This window comes from Serratia sp. M24T3, from assembly GCF_000257645.1.
Classification (GTDB): Bacteria; Pseudomonadota; Gammaproteobacteria; order Enterobacterales; family Enterobacteriaceae; genus Rouxiella.
Genome location: NZ_AJHJ01000003.1, coordinates 253,687 through 274,609 on the forward strand (window position 1 = coordinate 253,687; position 20,923 = coordinate 274,609).

Below are 20,923 nucleotides of genomic sequence, written 5' to 3' on the forward strand. Positions count from 1 at the left end.
ATCACTATGAGCAGCAAACTCGACGAACAGGCACGCGGTGTCTATATCATTTCAGCCACCCCTTTTAGCGATAATGGTGAACTGGATTTAGAAAGCGCCGATCGCCTGACCGATTTTTATCTACAGCAGGGCGTTAGCGGGATTACTATCCTTGGCATGATGGGGGAAGCCCCCAAACTGACCGACGAAGAGTCGCTGCTGTTTATGCGCAGAGTGCTGGCGCGGGTCAATGGTAAAGTACCGGTAGTGGTGGGCGTCAGCCATGCGTCCCATCGTCACGTACAGCGGTTAAGCCATACCGCCATGGAGTTAGGTGCTGCCGGAGTGATGCTGGCACCGGTGGCAAATCTTAAGACTGACGACCAAATCAGCCATTACTATCTGAGCGTAGCGGAACAACTCGGTGGCGATGTACCCCTCTGCCTGCAAGATTTTCCACAATCCACCGGAGTACACACCTCTGTCGCGGTGATCCTGCGCCTTATCAAGGCTTTGCCTCAATTAGTCATGCTTAAGCATGAAGACTTGCCGGGTCTGCGCAAGCTAAGTCAGGTGAGGGCGCAAAGTGTTGCCAGGGAACTGCGTCGTATCAGCATTCTGGTCGGGAACGGCGGCCTGTTTTTACCGCAGGAAATGCGCCGTGGCGCTGACGGGGCGATGACCGGGTTTGCCTATCCTGAAATGTTGGTGCAGGTCTGCGCATTGTTTGATGCAGGTAAGCCTGAAGAAGCCGAAGATTTGTTTGACGTTTATCTGCCGTTGTTGCGCCACGAGTTTCAATTCGGCATTGGCCTGGCATTGCGTAAAGAAACTCTGTGCCGCCGTGGCATTATCCGCAGCGCGGCGGTACGTCAACCCGGCCCGGTATTAGATAGCGACGATATGCGTGAATTGGGTCAACTGATTGAACGTCTTGAAAAGCGATTACAGGAATAACATTAATTATTTTCATGTTTCCATTATGTATTAAGACTAAATGTAGCCCTTAAGGAGGCTTATTAATCAATAATACATTCGTAAGCACTGGAAGAAGGGCAAGAAAGAAAATAGTAGGGCTGCTAATTAATTTATATACAGTAGTGACTATAACGTAAGTCAATCTACTCTGATGTTTGTGGCTTAAGGTATTTCAAGTTGTCTTTATAAAATCGTTGAACCATAGTGGGGACATCAATTTCATAGTATAGGTTGGTGTCATCCTCGCTATGGAAACGATGAGATATTTTTATTATAAACTTTAATGCTTTAACATTATCTTTACGTGCGTCCACAATGACTGTTTTAATACCTTTATCATTCATCGCCTGGCACATTAATAAAATGCTCTCAATAGCGGAGCTTAACGTTTTTTTATCTGTCAGGATCCAACTGCCACACTGGGCAATACTTTCAATATTATCAACGTTATAGGCTCTAATGGTGCCAACAGGCGTTGCTGTATCTAATCTAACAATCAGAAAGTAATATTCTTTACCTGATTTTTCTCTTTCTTTATAACTTTCAAGCCAACGTTTTTGTTCCAGGGGGTTATTATCGACTTGGCTAAGAAACTTAATGCTGGAAGGTAACACTCTGATACTATGTACAAACTCATAATCCGCTATTGAAACAAGGCATAGTTTTACTGATTTTCCAATATATTCCATGATGTTATCCTATGAATGAAATAATTGTGCATGACATTATTCCGCTTTTTCTGAAAAGTAATATCACGCCATAAAAATGACAATGAAAGCTTTCAGGGCTTGATTATGGAATGTAGCACTAAAGCTTTCTTTTAAAGGATAGATGGAATGTATGTTTATGGTAAATTATTTGTAATTCCCGCATGAAATATAAGATTTTGACTTGGTAGCAGGGTTTGTCATACTTTTTAATAATGGATTAAATTCATTAAAGTATATTTTTACGCTATTTGATTTGGACGATTTGAAATTAATGAGTTAGGCGGCTATGGTCATAATGTGTATTTAAATTCTTGTCTCATTTACCCGCCTAGGCGGGTTTTCTTTTTTATATAATAATTACGGTTGGTAATTAAAAGTTAGATCGCTGAGCTGGTTTTTTTATTAGTTACAAATCTCAAATAATCAATATGTTAGTCAGATTACGTTATAAATAGAAATCATAGCTCTATCAGTTTAATCTAACTGACCTGCACAGCAACAGCCGGTTAACCTGTCTCTAAATTAGTATGACAACTTTGTGCCTACATAAATAACAAACAGGAAGACCACCATGACAAGCCAACTTCCAGAACCTTGTTTTGACATTGCGCATCTGGCTCACGTTGAGATGTTTACCGACAAATTCGAAGAGAGCCTCGATTTCTTCGTTAATGTCTATGGCCTTACCGTGTCAGATCAAAATGAGAATCATGCGTGGCTGCGTGCCTGGGATGACTATGAGTTTCATACTTTAAAGCTTACGCGCCATCACACCACAGGCGTTGGGCACATTGCCTATCGAGCATCTTCCGAAGCGGCACTTATGCGCCGTGTAGCTGCTATTGAAGCCAGTAAATATGAAGTTATTGGATGGATTGACGGTGAACAGGGGCATGGTAGAGCCTTTCGCTTTTCCGATCCTTTTGGCCATGTTTTTGAGATTTATTATGATACCGTGCGCTATCAGGCCGAGGCGAGTGAACGCCCATCGCTCAAAAATCTGGCGCAGCGCTATCATGGCCGTGGAGCCTCTCCGCGCCGACTGGATCATCTTAATCTGCTCGCTTCAGACGTGGGTGAATTCAAAAACTTTATGGAAACCTGCCTCGGCTCGCGTGTTACCGAGATGATTCAGCTGGATAATGGCCGTATAGGTGGCTGCTGGTTTACCATTAACAATAAAACTTATGATTTGGCCTGCACCGAAGAACACGGCGGCGGGAACGGGCGTTTACATCACGTCACCTACGCGACCGACTCCCGTGAAGACATTCTTCGCGCTGCAGATATCTTTTTGGAAAACGGTGTACACATTGAGACTGGCCCGCATAAGCATGCGATTCAGGGCACCTTTTTCCTCTATGTCTGGGAGCCTGCCGGTAACCGCGTCGAGTTGGCAAACTCAGGCGCTCGACTGATTCTGGCCCCAGACTGGCAAACGGTAGTGTGGACAGAAACTGAGCGTAAGAAAGGGCAGGCGTGGGGATTAAAGACTATCGAAACTTTCCATACCCACGGCACGCCGCCCGTGCCTAAGCACCTGAAAGAGTAAGGCGGCTATTTTTCTTGTGGCCAGTGCCGTTTTTAGTATCCCGCTCAACCGAACCATTCATTAAACGCTGGCCGCGAGAATACAATAGCGAGCGGCTACTTTATTACCATAATGATCTGAAGCCGACAGAATACCGACTGGTGACTAAAAATCCGGCAATCAGAAAAAGAGTGTGAAACTAAAACGGCTGAACTTATAGTGGAATTTGCTCCATTGGCATGTTGCTCTTGAATCACATCAACCTACAAAAATCCAAATTCCTGCAAGATATCAAAATATTTTACAGAACATCATCGACCGTTTTAGGCAACTGCCATCAATATCATCAACTTCAATAATATAATCCCCTCCAGCGACAGGGATCAACTGCTGGTGGGCACTCAGACCAAAATTATTATCGTTGTTGATATTTTTTATTGAGATATTGGACTGGTAATTTTCTTTATCTTTATCTTTACACACAGTAAGTGTAGATTAACTGTTAGCGGTAGACGCATTATTGAAGCCTAATATTTTTAGGTTGCTTCTTATCATTACTAGCGCAATAGAACGCTTCAAGGCATAAAGGAAGCACCTCTCTTCGATTACATGTCAAAACAATGAAAAATGTTTCATTGTATTTTTAAGACGGATCCCGGGCATGGCAAAGCGACATACGTTGTAGCCATTTGTAAGAAGTTCACAAAGCAGGAATGCTTTAGCAAAAGACCAAAGATTTTGAGGTAATTGCTGCAATAAGATTTACTGAAAGGACCGAAATGGTTGCTCTTCCCTGTGAAAGTCAGTAAAGGCAGTTCGTAGATTTATTGGTGAGTTGATCTTCGAGAAAATCACCTTGTCGGATGGCTTTTTCCTTAGAGGAATTCGAGACATCACAAGGTATCTCAATGTTTAAGAAAAAATTTACAGTTGATTTTTTTCATATGAAATCTAAAATACCCATATCAAATTTGCCTGAGTATAGTCATGAAAAAAGAAATATATAACCTACAGATAGCTCGAGGTCTTGCAGCTTTAATAGTTGTGTTTGGCCATTTGCTGCCAACATACATCGCAAATTATCTTCCAAATCCTCAAATAGGTGTATCTATATTTTTTTGTCTTAGTGGGTTTATAATGGTTTACTCTTTCAGAGAGGATGACGGATTTTTATCCTTTATGAAAAAAAGAATACTTAGGATATATCCATCTTATATAATAATATCAGCACCCTTGATATTGTTTTTTACAATTCAAACTCATTCTTTAGACTACTTTATTCACAACTCATTGTTTATACCTTGGGTTGACTGGGACAATAATCCTTTATCACAAAAAACTAAATTGTCAGTTGCGAATCCATTAGCATGGACATTGTTTTATGAGTTTTATTTTTATATTATTTTCTCAATTTCTAAAACAATTTTCCCTAAAAGTAAGATTAAAGTTATCGCGCTGACTTCAACAATAATTATATCTGGAATAATCATTACAAGACTATTATATGGCAATGACCCATACTTGGGTTTCCATACGATAACATTTAGGGCAATAACAGGTAATCTATGCCTTTTCCCGTTCATATTTGGTATGGTTGGATCTATTTTTTTAGAAAAACAAAATGCTCCTGGAGAATTTAAAATTTGGACACTCTTGGTCATACCTTTATCAACGTTTTTACTGAGCTACACACAAAAATATATAAGTAACGAACAACTGAGTGATTTGCTATTCTCAGGAATACCTTCATCATTGTTTTTACTTTATTTAGCTACATCAGCTGACTGTAGAGGTTACATTTATAATAAAGTCCATGCAGTGGGCGAGTTTTCCTTCTCACTATACCTGTTCCATGCAAACTTCTTGATGATAATTTTAAAAGTACAAGATGCGTTGTCTTTGACAGTTTGGACGAGAATACCACTTTCGTTAGCTCTCATTGTTATTTCTTTGTATGCATCTAAATGGTTATATTTAAATGTTGAGAGAAATAGCCTATTTAAACCAAGTAAAGCCATTAAAATCAATAGATAATAAAAGTTCGTGTTTACAATGGGTAAATGATTCTATGCATTCAACAAAAGGAATGCCCTATAGGACCTAGCGCCGATCTGTTAAGGATTGGTCAAACTACCCGACACCTTGAGATAATCCGGAATAGGCAATCTTTCCGGATTTTTTATGCAAACTGCACATGCTCTTGGCTTTGTTTTCATCTAATTCAGCTAATAATATTATGACGCAGCAAAAATATTTACTATCACTTTAGGAGCGAAATTTGCTTTTACTGAGGCCCTGACAAACATTGTTAAGTGTCTCAGTGCGTGAAGCGGACATTACCGGCATAACGGTAAGATAATTAAAATGATTCGTAAGGGGGGGGGATATTTAATGATGAAATTTGCCTCATGGCTTACAGTTTTAATGATTTATCAGAGGAGCATAGTTCTACCAATAAGGATGAAATTTATGATTATCACTTCGCCCAGACCAAAAGCCGAGTTTACATTTAGCCAAGATTTATTTGATAAAAAACAGGTTATACGTTTGAATCTGGAAAGTTCGTCTCCTTATACCAAGTAGTATAACAGCTAATCTAGCTCCAACAGACCAACCAAATAATACCCATGCCTCATGACCGAAAAATCGCCAGTTGCAATCAACTTGGCATGAGTTTATTAGATGATCCCCGCAATAACTGGGCAAAGCAAGTGATAAAAAAATTTACGGGGTGTTAAATATTAAATAGTTATTGGGAGGTAATCATTTTACCCGCTGCTTTAGCTATTCATCACAAAAAAATAATTGGAAGCAGTTTGAGCCACTATCCAGAATGCAGTTTGAAAATAAGCTATTTTTTCATGTCGATAACGTTCAAGTACCATACTGTAAGTACTTCTTAGCTATGAAGATATCGGACATCAATCATGAAGTGCCATTACCTGAATGAAGCGGTTATCACGTTATTATTGCTATAATGGGAGCTGCCGAAACAGGAAAAGCATTTCCCCAAATTTAGATTATAATTTTGAACCTGCTTTGTTGAATATTTTGCCTGAACCTGCAGGCTAACTATCGTCACCAAATCAACAATATGAATCTGCATTTATAAGATCTGCTTATGGCTCGAAGATGTACCAGGCAGATTTTTTGCAGATTTGTGCCAGCATAGGACGCTGTTCGAATCACAACTTTTTAATCACTAGAAAGCTGATAATTTCCGAATAAAGGCAGAAAAATAGTTCTTAACTCAACAGGTATCACATGAGGTTAAGACCAAAGCGGCGAAGCACGAGAGCATAACCCCAGAAAATCACCACCGTCATAAGGCAGGAGGCGAGCAGCGCAATCCAGAATCCCCACCGCTGAAAAATGACAGGAAAGCAGAGAAACATGGGAAGTGTCGGGATCACGTACCAAAACGTGTACCATGCATGACTCGCTATCTTCTCTTGCGTCTGTCCCTCGAGTTTCATCCATATCAGTACCAAAATAGTCACCAACGGTAACGCAGCCAACAGGCCACCGATTCGGTCACTTCGTTTTGCCACCTCGGAGATAAGCACGACCATCCCGGCAGTCACCGCGTATTTCACAATCAACCAGATCATTTCATTCCTCTTATCCTGATACTGGCAGGTAATTTAACATCCATGGTGTGTAACGCCAACGCCGCTTAGGCTTGCTATGCGGTGCCTCGTACCATAGGTTTTTAGACCCGAGAGTTAGAAATATTGCTAGAATGTTCATCATAATCTATTCATAAAAGTACCCCTTCGATTCGCGCTGATGCGCCAAGCGGCTCCATCGAACGAAGAGGGGGGAGTGGTTCATACGAAGGAAGTAAGATGCTTTTGCCAGAGTTGAGATTTAAAAAAACCGTATATCAATCGTCATTTGAAGAATGAGCCGCCCGCTGTTTGTTTCTCTTGATGGGCCCAAGGGCGCTGGCAAAACCACACTGTTGGAGGCCATAACGAAAGTACTAAGGGCTGACAACAAGAAAGTGATCCGGCTTTGCGAGAAAAAAAGCGACCCCTTTAGGGGGGAAACAATGGCTCTTGTTAACCGGCTCGCCAGAAATCCCTGTCTGGATTTGGAATGGCAGGTTTGTGAACGCTTTGCTGACAGCCGTGCCTGGATCTCCCTGAACGTGCTGACTAAACAGCCACCGGACAGCATTATCTTGATGGATCGCTGGTACCCGTCGGATGCCGCGTTTCGCCGGATGGTGCCATTTGCAGAGATTTTACAGCTTAACATTGAACGAAACGTGCGAACGCCAGACCTACATGTCGGGGTCGTTACTGCGCCTGATATTTCATGGGCGAGGGCCGCAGCCCGACCGCGCGGGTTAAGCAGTACAGTGATTCACAAGCTTGAAGAACAGGTCGCTTGTACCAAGGCGTTCGAGCAAGAAATTGTAAATAATGGCTGGGTTTTATGCCGTAATGAAGGAATGATTGAAGACGCGACGATGCAGGTGATTTCTGAGATCTACAGATTGCTTTGATACCTTGGGCATCGGCTTTGCGGCAAAGATTATGACCCTTGGCAGTGTTAATTACGACAAGCTTACCCTTCCGCAGCGTTAATTGGTGAGAGGCAACTCATTCGGCAGTGCAGATGAGCGCCTCGAAAAAACTGCCATTATCTTGGTTTTTAGAACTGAAATGTCATAACAAATTAATGGTTAACCTACATAACTCACCAACCAGTTGCATAAATCAAACCTCTAAAGCCAATATGTCGTCGTAAAGCTGTTTGCTGATGGTTATACCGTGAGTTATAGCGAGTTTTCTGTTGGTAAATCTACGCATCGAGGGCAATCTTGCACCCTGATAAGTTATTGCCCTGAATAATCGTTCTGCTTTATCGCGATCACTTTCAAGATCTCCACCCATAAATTTTGCAGGATCAAACGCAATAATCAGCTCTCCACCCATAGGTGAGGAACCGGTTTTATCATCGAAATCCATTGATTCCTGACTGGTAAAATCATTGATTAAAGCGCCCGCCAACAGCTCAACCATGGTTGATAAAGCTGAGCCTTTGTGCCCGCCAAAAGTCATCATTGCACCTTTTAGCACTTCTTCCGGATCCATACTAGGGTTGCCTGCTTCATCAATGCCCCAGCCGGGTTGCAGAAGTTTTTCAAAGGCTAACAATGAATATCCCCGATCGGCATCTATTCTTAGGATACTAGGCGAAGATTGGCTTATTTTGGGGATGGCGTGTGAATTCACTTTCCCTGACTTTATGGTGTGAGCGCATACCAGCAATCGATACAGGCCATGTGATTTACAGCCGTCACGCTCGCCTGCAACAACGGCTTCTGCTACTGATTGAGCCACTTCCTGACTAAACCCTGTGGACATTAGGACTCAAATAGCGAAGTTTTTCGCCTGACTCAGGCTTGATTGAATGTCATTTCCCAAAATAAATTTTCTCCAGTGTTGAGATGATTGGCTATAAATAAGCCGTTTCTGGCACTGTAAAACAAAATTAAAATGGTTCCAATATCCCAAGTCAGTTTCTTAATAAAGCTACACGCCAGATGTTTATCACTGATATGGATGATGAGTCAGGCGTTAGGCGAAGTACGCAAAAAATTGCAGACCTGGCCAAAGGCGAAAATGTGGCGTTCGTGGTTTACGGGCACGACACAGAACAGTGGGCTTCTTTACGCCTTTCTCCAGCATTTTATGAGTAGTTTTAAGGTGAGGGGATGGATACACCTTACATTGGCAATACACGCATGAAGCACATTATCTGCCCAAAGCTTGCCAGACGGGCAAGGCTGCCCCCCGATTTCGGCTATTTATGCAATAATATCAATGTTATAAATAATTGTTTTGGGGTTGAGTTTCGCATTGACAGGTTGTCCGTTGACCCTAAAAGCCCATGGCAGAAATCGTCTGTCTGTTGGATAGCGGAAAACCAGGCAGGCATGCTGGCTAAGTTCTTCTGGTGTATGAGGAGTGCCAGCACGGACTGGCTCCGGCTCAGATACTGGCAGCTTCGTGCCAAAAGCGAAGTAGCTAAGGTTCAGCGTATCAAAATTGTGTAGAGAGGCTATCAGGCGATGTCTTTGAGAGATGTTATGGTAAGTACAAATAAAAAGGAGGTACTTATGGCATTGCAGCATATGAGGATAGCCAGACCGGTCAGCGCACTTAGCAAAAGCTGTGAAATGTACTGTAGTGGGCTGGGATTGGAAAAAATCGGTGCGTTTACAGATCACGATGGATTCAGCGGATACATGTTAGGGCTGGAAGATTTACCTTGGCACCTTGAATTCACTCAGTGTCATGCTCATCCAGTGTTACCTTCGCCTTCTAATGAAGATCTCTTGGTTCTATATATTCCTGAGAAAGACAGTTGGCTAACTACCTGCGCAAATATGGATGATGCTGGCTTCGCCAGAGTTAAATCATTTAATCCCTACTGGGACAGAAAGGGTGTGACCTTCCAGGATCTGGATAGGTATAGGGTTGTTATTCAGAACATGCATTGGGGCAAGCTCTGAGTTCACTTTGTGGTCGGGGTTATTTTTAATTTTTCCCAAAGTGAGTTACCTGCTCGCCATTATTAATACTCGATACTTTTGCTGCGCGGCTGCGACGCACAGGTCTGTGAAGCTAGGGCGATGACCATGTGTTGAACAAAATAGCGTCGGCAGGTGTGCCAGAAAGCGTATGAATTGCCTGAGGTAGTGACTGATAGGAAGACTTTTTCTCTAAATCAGATTTATTCAATAAAACCGTATACCCGCCCTTTTAGCGGGCGCAGAAGGTCCCTGATGGGGTTTTCTGCGCCGTTAATGCCTTCGTCTGTTACTGAGCTAACATGCCTGCATCAACCAGGTGCTCAGCACCGGTAATATAAGATGACTCAGTTGAGGCTAAAAATAATACGAGATTCGTTACTTCACTTGCTTCGGCAAGACGACCTAAAGGGATGAGAGCAAGTGCGTCACCGCCGGTTTCATTAGTACCTTCCACCATCATAGGCGTCTTGATGAAGCCTGGGTGTACAGAATTAACGCGAATGTTTTCAGGGCCGTATTCAATAGCTGTGGCTTTACTCATACCACGCACTGCGAACTTACTCCCGACATAGGCCAGGCTTGGAAATCCGTAGTTGGCGGCAATCCCGGCAATGGATGAGATATTAACAATTGAGCCATGTCCCGCTTTCTGCATAGACGGAATAACGGCCTTCATGCCCAGATAAACTGCGGTCTGGTTAATGTCACACACTTTCTTGAAGGCTTTCTCATCAATTTCAGCCGTTTTTGCAATTGGACCCAATATGCCCGCATTATTGACCAGAATAGTGATATTCCCGAATGTGGCTTCAGTCTGTTTTACCACTGCCTCCCACTCGTCTGAATTGGTGACGTCATGTTGTATAAATAAAGCATTGCGACCAAGTTCGTCGGCCAGTCCCGAACCTTTGCTGTTAAGGTCAGTGAGCACAACTTTAGCCCCTTCATCAATAAAGCGGCGGGCATGCGATTCTCCCATACCCTGTGCAGCGCCGGTAATAATCGCAACCTGTCCATTTAGTCTTCCCATCGTTTTGTCCTCTTTCATATGTCATGCTTGTAGGAGTTATGATGTATCGCAGTGGTTAAAACCACTTAACTATTCCTTAAAATTAGATGACGAGTCAACTAAATTATGTCGCATAAAATGACCGATGACTGGCAGACTGCCTTAATCTGGATGGTGTTGCCTGCCGGCAGGGCATGGCAACGCACTGCTGGCGAGGCACTTGAGCAATCGGGGTTGCCACTTTCCGCCTCGGCAGCACTTCTCATCATTGCAAGGCTGGGGAATGGTATCAGACAGAAAGATGTTGCTGAGGAGGCTGCAATTGATCCTGCTGCGATAGCAAGATCGGTAATCCAGCTGGAAAATCAGGGCCTGTTATTGCGTAAAGCCGATTCAACCGATGCGCGGGCAAAAACGCTACATCTTACTCAAGAAGGGCAGGCTGTAGCATCAACGCTCGAAAAAACGCTGGAGTCAGTGCGGAAAAAAATTCTGGCAGGTATCAGCGATCAGGACGGGAAAACGGCTGTCCGTGTTCTTTCTCATTTGGAGTCGGCTTCAAGAAAAGCGTAATGTTATCATCGGGTAAATTAAGGCCGTCGGCTTAAGACGGCTTAGTCACACGGGCATAGCTTAAAGATTTAATTAAACGTAGTGATTTAAAAACTGAAAAAATTAAATATGTTATGCATACCTGGAGAGGAAGTTTCTTTCATCGATACGGAAACTGTTCTGCCCGCAATGAGGGCAAATCCTTTTGGGACCGTATCAATAGCGATCCGCACCGGTATTCGTTGAGCAAGACGAATCCAACTAAATGTTGGGTTAACGTTTGCCAGCATATCCGTACCTTCTGCCGATCTATCACTGTCGACGACTCCGGCAGAAAGCCCTTCAACATGCCCTGTCAAAATGCTGCTCTCCCCCATGACACGGATAATGACTTTATCCCCGTCCTTTACATGCTGTAATTTGGTTTCTTCGAAATAGCCTGACACATAGAAACTACTACTATCAACCAGAGCCAGGATCCCCTGTCCGTCATTGGCATAATAACCCGGTCTAACGGAAAAGTTAGTGATTATCCCGCTTACCGGAGCATATAAATCTGCGTGATGAAGGTTAATTAATGCTAGTTTTTGGTCAGCAAGAGCCTGATCAAAGTTAGCTTTTGCAGAGGCGAATGCATCGCTTCGATTATCTCGATCCTGAGCGGAGACTGCATTTCTGATAGCCTGATAACGTTGATTTTCTCGATTTGCAGAAACGAGTTGAACTCGCGCCTTTTCAACGGCCGCATTTGCCTGGTCGACAGCGTTTTCAAAGCGCGATTTATCGAGGCTTAGTAAAAGCTGGCCTGCCTTTACCTGCTGGTTATCTTTGACATAAACTTTATCAATTATGCCAGCAACATCGGTTGCCAACGGAACCACATCTGCACGAATTTTCCCATCACGTGTTTGAGGATAATAAGTATAATAATTATAAAAATTTAGCATAAAAATAGCTGCAACTATAGCAACAAGTGTAGTTATGAATATGCGCAAGACTTTTTTCAAACGCTGCTGAAACATTATATCCTCAGGGTGTGGTTATGTAATTTAACAGTACGAATAACAATCCGGCGATAACTAAAAAAAAGCAAGAGTCAAATAGTGGTCGCTGGGCGATTAATGAATAGAACCCTGTAATATCAAAAAGCTTAGAAATTAAAATCCTTATGATGAACGCACTGATTAGACATAAAAGTAACGGGGAGATGAAAATTCCGTCGATATTTATTTCCCCAATCATTTTTCATTCCCTCCAGACTGTGAATATGAAAATAGGAGCGTCCTGGCTCGTATCAAAAGCATGATCAAGGAAAACTCTTTATGCAGTCGGGCTTCGTCTATAGCATGCTCAAAGGATGTTTTTAAAGGCTTGGTTAATTCTCTCGACAGGTCAAATACCAAGAGTTCCTTAATCAGGATATCGTAATCAGGCGAGTTTTTAATTTTAGCCGCTTCTTTTTTTAATTTTAAAAAAGTCACACCTAAATTAACTAACTTCATAATTCTTTCGTTATTTACTGTTTCATTTAAAAATGCAGGAGTTGCAGTCGCTTTTGACATTGCATTTTCATAAAAATTAGCAACGTCATTTACCTTAATCTTCAAATCAGGCTGCATGACTTTCTTGATATCATGTTCCATCGTCCTACTAAGTGAACGTTGTCTAACAAAATTTTGAAAAACTGCCGATGAGAGTAGGGCAACATAGACACCCAAAAGGGTTCCTGCCGTGGTCTCCAGGTAATAACCCATATCATAAGGATGGTATTGAGCCTGAAAATTAACATTACTCAAAGACAACGCCATCGCTAGCGTTGCCATTGGATTCGTATATGCCCACATGGCTAATGGAATAATAAAGATGGCCATTATAATTAAAAAACTAATATAGTCATTGGCAAGAGGCTGAAGTACGTAACTTAACAGCGCACCCAACACCATTGAAATAATCACAAAACGGCCAAAAAGTCCGATAGTAAACGACGGGTTATCCGTGCCGCCAAACATTGCAATCGCCACCACACCGAGCAAAACCATGCTTGGTCCCTGCTGCCATCCCGTCGCATACCAGAAACCGATCAGCGACGCGTAGGTGCAGATAATTCCGCCAAACATCTTTAATGCTTTTTGAAAATCCGCCGCTGGCGTGAACACTTTGATTTGCATCATCTGCCTATCCAGTGGTTCCGGGAGGCTGACCTGATTTTCAACAAAATCTGCTAGCTGTCCAACTTCTTGCCACAAGGATTGCCACTGTGTGATTACATCAATAAATTCAGCAAGATGAATGCGCTCGAATTGAGACATATTTTCAGCTGAAGCCGCTAATTTCTCATTCAGGTCACGGTTATAATCTGTCGATTTGATCTGCTGCACTGCTGCATTGACATACTCTGAGATTCGCTCACCTAAGGCGTTAGGCATCGTGTCAATGGAACTTTTGGCTGAAGACACAAGAGGAATAATTTGCAAGATGCGATGCTGAATTGCTATAGCTGCCTGGCGCATTTTCTTATTCACTGAATAGTCATAACCCAGCGTTCTCATCATTTGATTGAATGATGCCAGGTCATTTAAAATCCGGAGATGCTCATGCCTCATCTCCGGATTATCTTTCCCTGTCAGACTAGCCTCCTGCCATTTTTCCAAGTGACGGATCCAGCTTTTTAAACGTGTATGAAGCGTTTTTTCCTGAGAAGAAGGAAATATCATACTGTCGATTAACGTGACAGATAAAACGCCCAAACATATTTCACTGACACGGGCAACAACGATGCTGAAGGTATTATCCGGTTGAGCAATCGTCGCTGTGGTGATCAACATCATCGTCAATGCGCCTAATTGGAAGAAATATGCCCGTTGTGTGCGATCAAGAAAAGACATGCCGAGCATAATCGAAGAAATCAGGCCGATGACAACGACTAAAATAATAGGGCTATTAATGAAGAGCCCACTCACGATCAATGTCACCATGCCTGCCGTAAAGGTCCCGCCAAATCGGTACAGGGCTCTGGCCCTCACGGCGCCGCTAATCGGGTTGCTCACAACACAGCAACTCACCATTGCCCAATAGGGATTTTCTAACCCCATTTTGACCGCGAGCGCATAGGCAATCATTGCTGATATAAACATTTTTAAGGCAAAAAGTGTTTTACGGGTGGTGATCATTTTTTTTCATGAATGTGTTCTTGCAGGAAATTCGACGCGCGCGCTTCTAACAGGCGCAATACCCTGGTTGCATTTTCAATATCTTCAACCGAGACATCTTCCATCAGTTGGACGCGCAGCTTATTGGCTGAAGATTCGATTTCATCGGCCAGTTTTTTACCCGCAGGCAAGATACAGATTGTTTTGAATCTTCTGTCCTTGGAAAGCTCACGGCGCTCGAGGTACTCAGCCTCCGTTCCCTGGTCCAGAATGCGCACCATAGCGCCAGGATTCATCCCTATCTCTTCCGCCAGATCCCGCTGATTAATACCCTGAGCATTCCGATTCACGATCACAACGAGATTGGCTAAAGACATGGAGATACCGCTATTGGCAAAGATTTGCGTTGCTGCTTGTCTCCAAACTCTTTTCACAGGCTGTAAAGAATTGGTTAATGCGAAGAGTGCAGCAGACTTATCAGACATTTTATGATCCTCATTGAGTGAAATAAGTTTAAATAGCAATGTTTGCTTTAGCAACTATTATTTGAAGGTTGTATTAATCGTTGTTATGTATATAACACAAGTAATTGATTTTATTTATTAATATAGTAAATGAATGCGTTGAATGAGGTAATGCCCCGAGACTTTTGGGTGCCTATGGCCTGCTCACGTTGCTCAAGAAAATGCAATTTAGGTCTGTTTTCCAAGTAAACTCGGATAGGTCGAAAATCTCAAAATAGGGAATGATAATTTCCTATTTAAGTTCGACAATGGCGACATTCATTTACAGGAGATGAGTGACGGGACTTTCCCGAGACTATCGAGGCGTTGGCCGATTTACTCAGGCAATAGTGCAGTTTTGGTCCCTCAAAGCGGTCTTGCCTTAAATCGCATTTTCTAAAAATTCAATAAATCTTCGGACCTTTGAATTAAGTGCCGAACGTTCTGTGACACAGGCATAAATATTCATCGGCAGGGACTCAATGCTGCTCTCATCACTGTGACCTGACCAGCACAAAGGTCTTAGCAGACCACTGTCTATCAACGGCTGAGCAACAAAGCTTGCCAGACGGGCAATGCCTCCCCCGTTTACGGCTATTTTTGCAATAATATCAATATCATCACTGATAAATCCAGGGTTGAGTTTCGCATTGACTGGTCGTCCGTTGATCCTAAAAGCCCATGGTAGAAATCGTCTGTCTGTTGGATAGCGGAAAACCAGGCAGGCATGCTGGCTAAGTTCTTCTGGTGTCTGAGGCGTGCCAGCACGGTCAAGGTAAGCGGGAGCCGCGCAGAATATAAAGGGTAACGAAGCGATTTTTTTGGCGATTAGTTGATCATTCAGTTGTGCCTCGATGCGGATACTGACATCGACGCCTTCCAGGCGATGATCGACGTCGCGATCGGTACTGATCAGTTCAATATCTAACTCGGGGAAAGACGCTTTGAAAGCTGGCATCAGTGGAGCCAGAACGTACCGACCAAACGCGGCTGTGGTAGCGATACAAAGAGGTCCCTGCGGTTTGGTTTCATTTGCTGCAGCCTGCGAGGCAAGGTCGATATCATTTGGAATGTGACGGACTTTCTCGAAATACCGTTTACCATTTTCAGTTAAGGTCATGCTGCGGGTGGTACGTGAGAGCAGTCGCACGCCCAAATGCGCTTCAAGACGGGAAAGACTCTGGCTTACTGCTGCCGGACTCATCCCTTTGGCACGTGCCGCCGCTGCAATACTGCCGTTTTCCACCACGCGGATAAATGTGCTAATCAGCCCTAAAACGTCCATATTATCCTCAATACAGAATTCGTCACTTTTACTTAATAATGATTAAAGCATAACCGCTCTACAACCATTCTTATAAGCTTGTTAAGTTAGCCGCAGTTTCGTTTACCTTTGTTAAACAGGATATTCCAATGACTGATGCTACCACAAAAAATACCCTAAAAACCCGCCTTCCAACACGCACGGCACCCTACATATTTGCTCTTTATATGGCGATCATCATGGCGTTCCTGATGAGCCTGGTCATCACTTTAGCCGAATTTGGAATGGGCGCTCATTACATGACAAATGTGATGAATGCTTACCAAGTCGCCATGCCAGCGGCTTTCTTTTGCATACTGATTGTCCGTCCTGTGGTTATCCGGCTCGTAGGATTGACCGTTCACGGTCATTGAGATATCAGCATGCCCATTATTGGCGCCCATCGCATCTCGCTAAAAGCTGCCCCCGGTTCTGATACTGGCAAATAAGTGTCAACAGGCGGACGTTGCTAAAATTATGTTAACGTATTGGAACTAGGCCATTTATTTCAAAAAGCTCCTTATTTCTTAAGTGCGGAAATTGTACGATTAAGCCTTCTTAAGAAGTCATTGTAGGTAATGATATCCATCATATTGGTATACTTGCGCTTGATAATTTCGAAATCGAGCTTTTGACTTGTTGATTTATCGTGGTTACCTCGCGGTATCATTATGCTGTCCATTCATTCCGGATGCCTCTCGCCAGATGTATAAGGTAAGGAAATCGCCAATGCTCAAAGAAAACTTCAATGAACTGCAAATTTTTCTTGTGGTGGCAAGGGAGCGAAGTTTTACCAAAGCAGCGGGCAAACTGGGTGTTTCTCAGTCTGCACTCAGCCATGCGATAAAATCACTGGAGGAAGGGCTGAATATCCGCCTTCTCACCCGCACTACCCGAAGCGTTGCCCCTACAGAAGCCGGTGAGAAAATTATTGCCTGCCTTGAACCCCGTATTGCCGATCTTGAACAGGAGCTGGAATCGCTTATTCAACTGAATGGTACAGCCTCCGGCAATATCCGTTTATCTGCCGGGGAGCATGCCGCGCGAAGTGTGGTTTGGCCGAAGTTAAAACCCTTCCTCAGGGAATATCCGGAAATTAATCTCGAACTGGTGGTTGATAACGGCTTTGTCGATATTGTTGAAGGGCGTTTTGATGCCGGGATCCGACTGGGCGAAAGCGTAGATAAGGATATGATTGCGGTAAGAATTGGACCGGAAATGCGCATGGCTGTGGTGGGTGCACCGTCCTATTTCGCCGCCAACCCCGCGCCCGAAACGCCGCACGAGCTACAAAATCATCGGTGCATTAATATGCGCCTGCCGACTGCCGGTGGACTTTATCATTGGGAGTTTGAAAAAGAAGGGAAACCGTTACGGGTAAGAGTAGAAGGGCAGGTAACGTTTAATCTGCAGACGGAAAGGATTGATGCTGCTTTATCCGGTTTTGGCATTGCCTGTATACCTGAGGATAGGGTTCAAGATTATATAAAGTCAGGAGAGCTTATTCAGGTTCTGCAGGACTGGTGCCCATCTTTCCCCGGATATTATCTTTACTACCCGAGCCGTAAGCAGCATCCGCCCGCTTTTGCGCTGATGATCGATGCACTTCGCTACCAGGAATAACGGGTCCGCCATTTGCTTCGGACCCGTCCGGGTATTAACGGCCTACGCGAGCCTGGTGCTCAGGAGAGTAACGTTCGCCGACAATTTTAATCGTTTCAAGCGCCTGGGTTATCTGCCGTGAATCATCCTGTGAAAGAATAATTTCGACAGCGGCCAAGTTTTCCTCAAGCCGGTGTAGTTTGGTGGTACCGGGGATCGGAACAATCCACGGCTTATGTGCCAGTAGCCATGCCAGCGCGATTTGCGCAGACGTCACACCTTTCTCGGCTGCCAGTTCACCCAATAACGAGACCAGTTTTTCATTCGCTTCAATCGCCTGTTCGGCGAAGCGCGGCACCTGGCTTCGGTAATCATCCTTGCCAAACGTTGTTCCTGGCTTAATCGAACCGGTCAGGAAGCCTTTGCCTAATGGGCTGAAGGGAACGAAACCAATGCCCAGCTCCTCCAGTAGCGGCAGGATCTCCTGTTCAGGTTCGCGCCACCACATGGAGTATTCGCTTTGCAGCGCAGTGACGGGTTGTACCGCATGAGCCCGACGAATGGTTTGCGCACCCGCTTCGGACAGACCAAAATGTTTGACTTTGCCTTCCGCGATCAGGTCTTTCACTGTACCCGCAACATCTTCAATCGGGACATCCGGGTCGACACGATGTTGATACAGCAGATCAATGACATCAGTCTTAAGGCGGCGTAAAGACCCTTCAACGGCTTCACGGATATGCTCAGGACGGCTGTTTAAAATCTGCTGCTTGTTGTCCGTACCGAAGGTAAAACCGAACTTGGTGGCAATGACCACACGGTCACGAAACGGTTTTAAGGCTTCACCGACAACCTCTTCATTAAGTAAGGGGCCATATACTTCGGCGGTATCGAAGAAGGTGACGCCGCGTTCAACGGCGGCGCGAATGAGCTCGATAGCCTGACGGGTATCTGTCGCCGGGCCGTAGCCGTGGCTTAAGCCCATGCAACCGAGCCCAAGCGCGGAAACTTCGAGCCGGGATTGGCCCAGATAACGTTTTTGCATTGAATGAATACCTCTTTTATCGTGACTTAAACATCAAGTTTGCGGCCAGTCAGCCATTCCACCATCGCCGGGTCGCGATGAGAGAAGAAGGCGCTGGTTGCGGTGTCGAGTGCAGCAATCTGCAACATATCTTCAGAACTGAGTTCAAAATCGAGAATGTTGATATTCTCTTCCATGCGCTCTTTCCGCACCGATTTAGCCAGCGAAACGATGCCTCGTTGGAAGATCCAACGCAGCACAATCTGGCTCACGCTTTTGCCGTATTTCTGACCAATCGCGGTTAATAGGTAATGCTGGAACAGACCATTTCTACCCTCGGCAAACGGTGCCCAGGCTTCCGGCTGAATGCCACGGCTTTGATTCCATGGAACCGCATGCAGTTGCTGGTTGAAGGGGTTAACTTCAATCTGGTTTACCCCGTATCGATGGCATTAATAACGGCACGCTCGCATTCTGCGGCATCCGTCATCTGAAACACACCAAAGCCCAGCAGGGGCATTTCAATACCGTTATTCAATTTTACAGTTTGCATGACGTTATCCTTCAGCTGTTGTGTAGGAAAGCATAACGCAGAGTAATTTATTCGATTAGATGGGGTAATTAGCTAGGGTTTATTAGATGTATTCATTAATTAGAAAAAGTTGTTGGTCGGCATTGTGCCAGGAGCGGAAGTAACACATTCACTTTTATGTAAAATAAAACATACAGGTCCCACACATTCGGGAAATGCTACCGGAGTTTAGGTATTTTGAAATCAGACATTGAATAAGGTTTTTAACTCATGACATTAAGCATACGGGAAGCTGCTCTTGCGGATTTAGTACTATTGAATGAACTCGGTTACAACATCTATCGCTCTCATTTCAGCCACATGTGGATTTCAGAATCCGAAATGAACGTATTTTTGGATGCTGAGTACTCATATTCTACGCTTGAAAATAGTCTGCAAGATCCCAGTACATCCTGGTATCTGGCAGAAGCACACTACCCTATAGGCTTTGCAAAAGTTACATGGGAAAGCCAAATCCCAGAGACCTCTATTTCTGGTGTCTTGCTTAACAAGCTGTATCTAAACCCCACTGAGACGGGTAAAAACTACGGAAAGATAATGTTTGAAAAATTCATAGTGCTTGCGCAAAGTCGCGGGAAAAAGTATCTGTGGTTAGAAGTGCTTGAGCAGAACGAGCGGGCTTACCGATTCTATGAAAAACAGGGGATGCTGCATATCAAAGACTCAGTCTTCAGAACAGCTTCACAACAGAGCACGCTGAAGGTAATGGGAATGTCTATCTGACTTTCGTCGCGGGGACGTTATCTTCAATGTTTTGGAATACCCTCAGCTGTCATAACTTAAAGGTCTGCTGTTCGCGCATAACCGCCTGTCAGCTCTGGTTAAAAGCAGGCTTAATGTAGGATATTTTTTGTTTTCCAGGCGGACCTCGGAGAAAATGACATTGCCCAGTTTATTGGCTTGCGGGAAAATAAACCCATTATAACCGCCAGATAAACCCAGCGCTGGCCCGTCCAGATGTAAGTACTTCGCCGCACCAGCCCTATTAGGCTCCGTTACTGCAAACTGGCGATCCAGATGATTAGGGACATCTAGATGCTCTTTTGTGGCCTTTTTGTAGCAAGCTCCGGCTGCTGGCAACTAACAATATTCAGCTCTTTTATTATATTACTGGCCGCCTGCGGCTTAAAGGAACACCTTTTACTTTTACGCTGACCATATCGGAAATGTTTCGGGCTCCCGCAGAGCTATTGCTGGCATGATGAACTTCACGAACGAGGTTCAGTATAACGATGCGTTTTGCATCGGGTTGCGGAGATTTCCCTGCACGTTCTGCTTTAAGCTTATGAACTTATTTATCCATTATGGCTTTACCGACGTTCATTACTGTAGCCGCTGCGGCAACGGTGTAGTGCTGATCGATAACTGACTGGGCAGCTTCGAGGCGGAACTCGGGGCTGATATAACGTCTGTTACTTCTGGTCATTGTGTCACCTTTTTT

Annotated in this window: 20 protein-coding genes and 4 pseudogenes; 10 read left to right on the plus strand and 14 right to left on the minus strand. The window is 44.1% G+C overall.

Features of this window, described 5'->3' with window-relative positions; all coding sequences use genetic code 11:
* Positions 1–6 precede the first annotated feature (6 nt).
* The gene (locus tag SPM24T3_RS04475; protein ID WP_009635513.1) at positions 7–936 is read left to right on the plus strand and encodes a dihydrodipicolinate synthase family protein; all 930 of its coding nucleotides are present in this window, start codon (positions 7–9) and stop codon (positions 934–936) included.
* 164 nt (positions 937–1,100) lie between these two features.
* On the opposite strand, the gene SPM24T3_RS04480 is transcribed toward SPM24T3_RS04475, so the two are convergent.
* Entirely contained in the window at positions 1,101–1,646 is a 546-nt protein-coding gene (locus tag SPM24T3_RS04480; RefSeq protein ID WP_009635514.1) for a GNAT family N-acetyltransferase, read from the minus strand.
* A 592-nt stretch (positions 1,647–2,238) separates the two neighbouring features.
* On the opposite strand from SPM24T3_RS04480, the gene SPM24T3_RS04485 reads away from it, so the two are divergent.
* Both SPM24T3_RS04485 and SPM24T3_RS04490 read left to right on the plus strand, forming a co-directional pair.
* Positions 2,239–3,219, plus strand: a complete 981-nt coding sequence (locus SPM24T3_RS04485; RefSeq protein WP_009635515.1) for a VOC family protein — start codon at positions 2,239–2,241, stop codon at positions 3,217–3,219.
* A gap of 966 nt (positions 3,220–4,185) precedes the next feature.
* Positions 4,186–5,232 (plus strand): acyltransferase, encoded by a 1,047-nt coding sequence (locus SPM24T3_RS04490; RefSeq protein ID WP_009635516.1) that lies wholly within the window; start codon positions 4,186–4,188, stop codon positions 5,230–5,232.
* Positions 5,233–6,458: 1,226 nt separating this feature from the next.
* On the opposite strand, the gene SPM24T3_RS04495 is transcribed toward SPM24T3_RS04490, so the two are convergent.
* Positions 6,459–6,809, minus strand: a complete 351-nt coding sequence (locus SPM24T3_RS04495; RefSeq protein ID WP_009635517.1) for a DUF3147 family protein — start codon at positions 6,807–6,809, stop codon at positions 6,459–6,461.
* Positions 6,810–7,102: 293 nt separating this feature from the next.
* Here SPM24T3_RS04495 and SPM24T3_RS04500 point away from each other — a divergent pair, with 293 nt between their 5' ends.
* Positions 7,103–7,711, plus strand: a complete 609-nt coding sequence (locus tag SPM24T3_RS04500) for a dTMP kinase (RefSeq protein WP_009635518.1) — start codon at positions 7,103–7,105, stop codon at positions 7,709–7,711.
* A 214-nt stretch (positions 7,712–7,925) separates the two neighbouring features.
* Here the strand turns inward: SPM24T3_RS04500 and SPM24T3_RS24510 are convergent, their stop codons facing one another.
* A complete protein-coding gene (locus SPM24T3_RS24510) occupies positions 7,926–8,576 on the minus strand; it encodes an Ldh family oxidoreductase (RefSeq protein ID WP_071988403.1) in 651 nt (216 codons plus the stop codon).
* A 179-nt stretch (positions 8,577–8,755) separates the two neighbouring features.
* On the opposite strand from SPM24T3_RS24510, the gene SPM24T3_RS25820 reads away from it, so the two are divergent.
* Complete coding sequence (locus SPM24T3_RS25820) at positions 8,756–8,911, plus strand: hypothetical protein (protein WP_009635520.1); 156 nt, start codon at positions 8,756–8,758, stop codon at positions 8,909–8,911.
* Between the two features lie 111 nt (positions 8,912–9,022).
* On the opposite strand, the pseudogene SPM24T3_RS25825 reads toward SPM24T3_RS25820, so the two are convergent.
* Positions 9,023–9,190 (minus strand): annotated as a pseudogene (locus tag SPM24T3_RS25825) (LysR family transcriptional regulator); the annotation flags it as partial.
* Between the two features lie 141 nt (positions 9,191–9,331).
* Between SPM24T3_RS25825 and SPM24T3_RS04520 the strand changes: the two are divergent.
* Positions 9,332–9,727: a VOC family protein gene (locus SPM24T3_RS04520; protein ID WP_009635522.1), complete on the plus strand. Its 396-nt coding sequence runs from the start codon at positions 9,332–9,334 to the stop codon at positions 9,725–9,727.
* A 307-nt stretch (positions 9,728–10,034) separates the two neighbouring features.
* On the opposite strand, the gene SPM24T3_RS04525 is transcribed toward SPM24T3_RS04520, so the two are convergent.
* Positions 10,035–10,796, minus strand: a complete 762-nt coding sequence (locus SPM24T3_RS04525) for an SDR family NAD(P)-dependent oxidoreductase (RefSeq protein WP_202799586.1) — start codon at positions 10,794–10,796, stop codon at positions 10,035–10,037.
* 87 nt (positions 10,797–10,883) lie between these two features.
* On the opposite strand from SPM24T3_RS04525, the gene SPM24T3_RS04530 reads away from it, so the two are divergent.
* Positions 10,884–11,330 carry a MarR family winged helix-turn-helix transcriptional regulator gene (locus SPM24T3_RS04530; protein WP_009635524.1) on the plus strand — a complete coding sequence of 149 codons (447 nt, stop codon included), beginning with the start codon at positions 10,884–10,886 and terminating at the stop codon, positions 11,328–11,330.
* An 86-nt stretch (positions 11,331–11,416) separates the two neighbouring features.
* On the opposite strand, the gene SPM24T3_RS04535 is transcribed toward SPM24T3_RS04530, so the two are convergent.
* The 5 genes from SPM24T3_RS04535 to SPM24T3_RS04555 all read right to left on the minus strand — a co-directional run bounded on the left by SPM24T3_RS04535 (position 11,417) and on the right by SPM24T3_RS04555 (position 16,246).
* Positions 11,417–12,331, minus strand: a complete 915-nt coding sequence (locus SPM24T3_RS04535) for an HlyD family secretion protein (protein ID WP_009635525.1) — start codon at positions 12,329–12,331, stop codon at positions 11,417–11,419.
* Positions 12,332–12,338: 7 nt separating this feature from the next.
* Complete coding sequence (locus SPM24T3_RS04540) at positions 12,339–12,551, minus strand: DUF1656 domain-containing protein (RefSeq protein ID WP_009635526.1); 213 nt, start codon at positions 12,549–12,551, stop codon at positions 12,339–12,341.
* Entirely contained in the window at positions 12,548–14,479 is a 1,932-nt protein-coding gene (locus tag SPM24T3_RS04545) for an FUSC family protein (protein WP_009635527.1), read from the minus strand. The genes SPM24T3_RS04540 and SPM24T3_RS04545 overlap by 4 nt, the downstream gene beginning before the upstream one ends.
* Positions 14,476–14,943: a MarR family winged helix-turn-helix transcriptional regulator gene (locus SPM24T3_RS04550; protein ID WP_009635528.1), complete on the minus strand. Its 468-nt coding sequence runs from the start codon at positions 14,941–14,943 to the stop codon at positions 14,476–14,478. The genes SPM24T3_RS04545 and SPM24T3_RS04550 overlap by 4 nt, the downstream gene beginning before the upstream one ends.
* 400 nt (positions 14,944–15,343) lie before the next feature.
* Positions 15,344–16,246: a LysR family transcriptional regulator gene (locus tag SPM24T3_RS04555; protein WP_009635529.1), complete on the minus strand. Its 903-nt coding sequence runs from the start codon at positions 16,244–16,246 to the stop codon at positions 15,344–15,346.
* A 128-nt stretch (positions 16,247–16,374) separates the two neighbouring features.
* Here SPM24T3_RS04555 and SPM24T3_RS04560 point away from each other — a divergent pair, with 128 nt between their 5' ends.
* Together SPM24T3_RS04560 and SPM24T3_RS04565 are read left to right on the plus strand one after the other, a co-directional pair.
* Complete coding sequence (locus tag SPM24T3_RS04560; protein ID WP_009635530.1) at positions 16,375–16,638, plus strand: DUF2798 domain-containing protein; 264 nt, start codon at positions 16,375–16,377, stop codon at positions 16,636–16,638.
* Positions 16,639–16,993: 355 nt separating this feature from the next.
* Entirely contained in the window at positions 16,994–17,887 is an 894-nt protein-coding gene (locus SPM24T3_RS04565) for a LysR family transcriptional regulator (RefSeq protein ID WP_009635532.1), read from the plus strand.
* A gap of 34 nt (positions 17,888–17,921) precedes the next feature.
* Here the strand turns inward: SPM24T3_RS04565 and SPM24T3_RS04570 are convergent, their stop codons facing one another.
* On the minus strand, positions 17,922–18,911 hold the full coding sequence (locus tag SPM24T3_RS04570; RefSeq protein ID WP_009635533.1) for an aldo/keto reductase: 990 nt from the start codon (positions 18,909–18,911) through the stop codon (positions 17,922–17,924).
* A gap of 26 nt (positions 18,912–18,937) precedes the next feature.
* Positions 18,938–19,443, minus strand: a pseudogene (locus SPM24T3_RS04575) (aldo/keto reductase).
* A gap of 249 nt (positions 19,444–19,692) precedes the next feature.
* Between SPM24T3_RS04575 and SPM24T3_RS04580 the strand changes: the two are divergent.
* Complete coding sequence (locus SPM24T3_RS04580) at positions 19,693–20,205, plus strand: GNAT family N-acetyltransferase (protein ID WP_009635537.1); 513 nt, start codon at positions 19,693–19,695, stop codon at positions 20,203–20,205.
* A gap of 140 nt (positions 20,206–20,345) precedes the next feature.
* Here the strand turns inward: SPM24T3_RS04580 and SPM24T3_RS26105 are convergent.
* Together SPM24T3_RS26105 and SPM24T3_RS26110 are read right to left on the minus strand one after the other, a co-directional pair.
* Positions 20,346–20,701, minus strand: a pseudogene (locus SPM24T3_RS26105) (IS3 family transposase); the annotation flags it as partial.
* A gap of 75 nt (positions 20,702–20,776) precedes the next feature.
* Positions 20,777–20,908, minus strand: a pseudogene (locus tag SPM24T3_RS26110) (IS3 family transposase); the annotation flags it as partial.
* Positions 20,909–20,923: the final 15 nt, after the last annotated feature.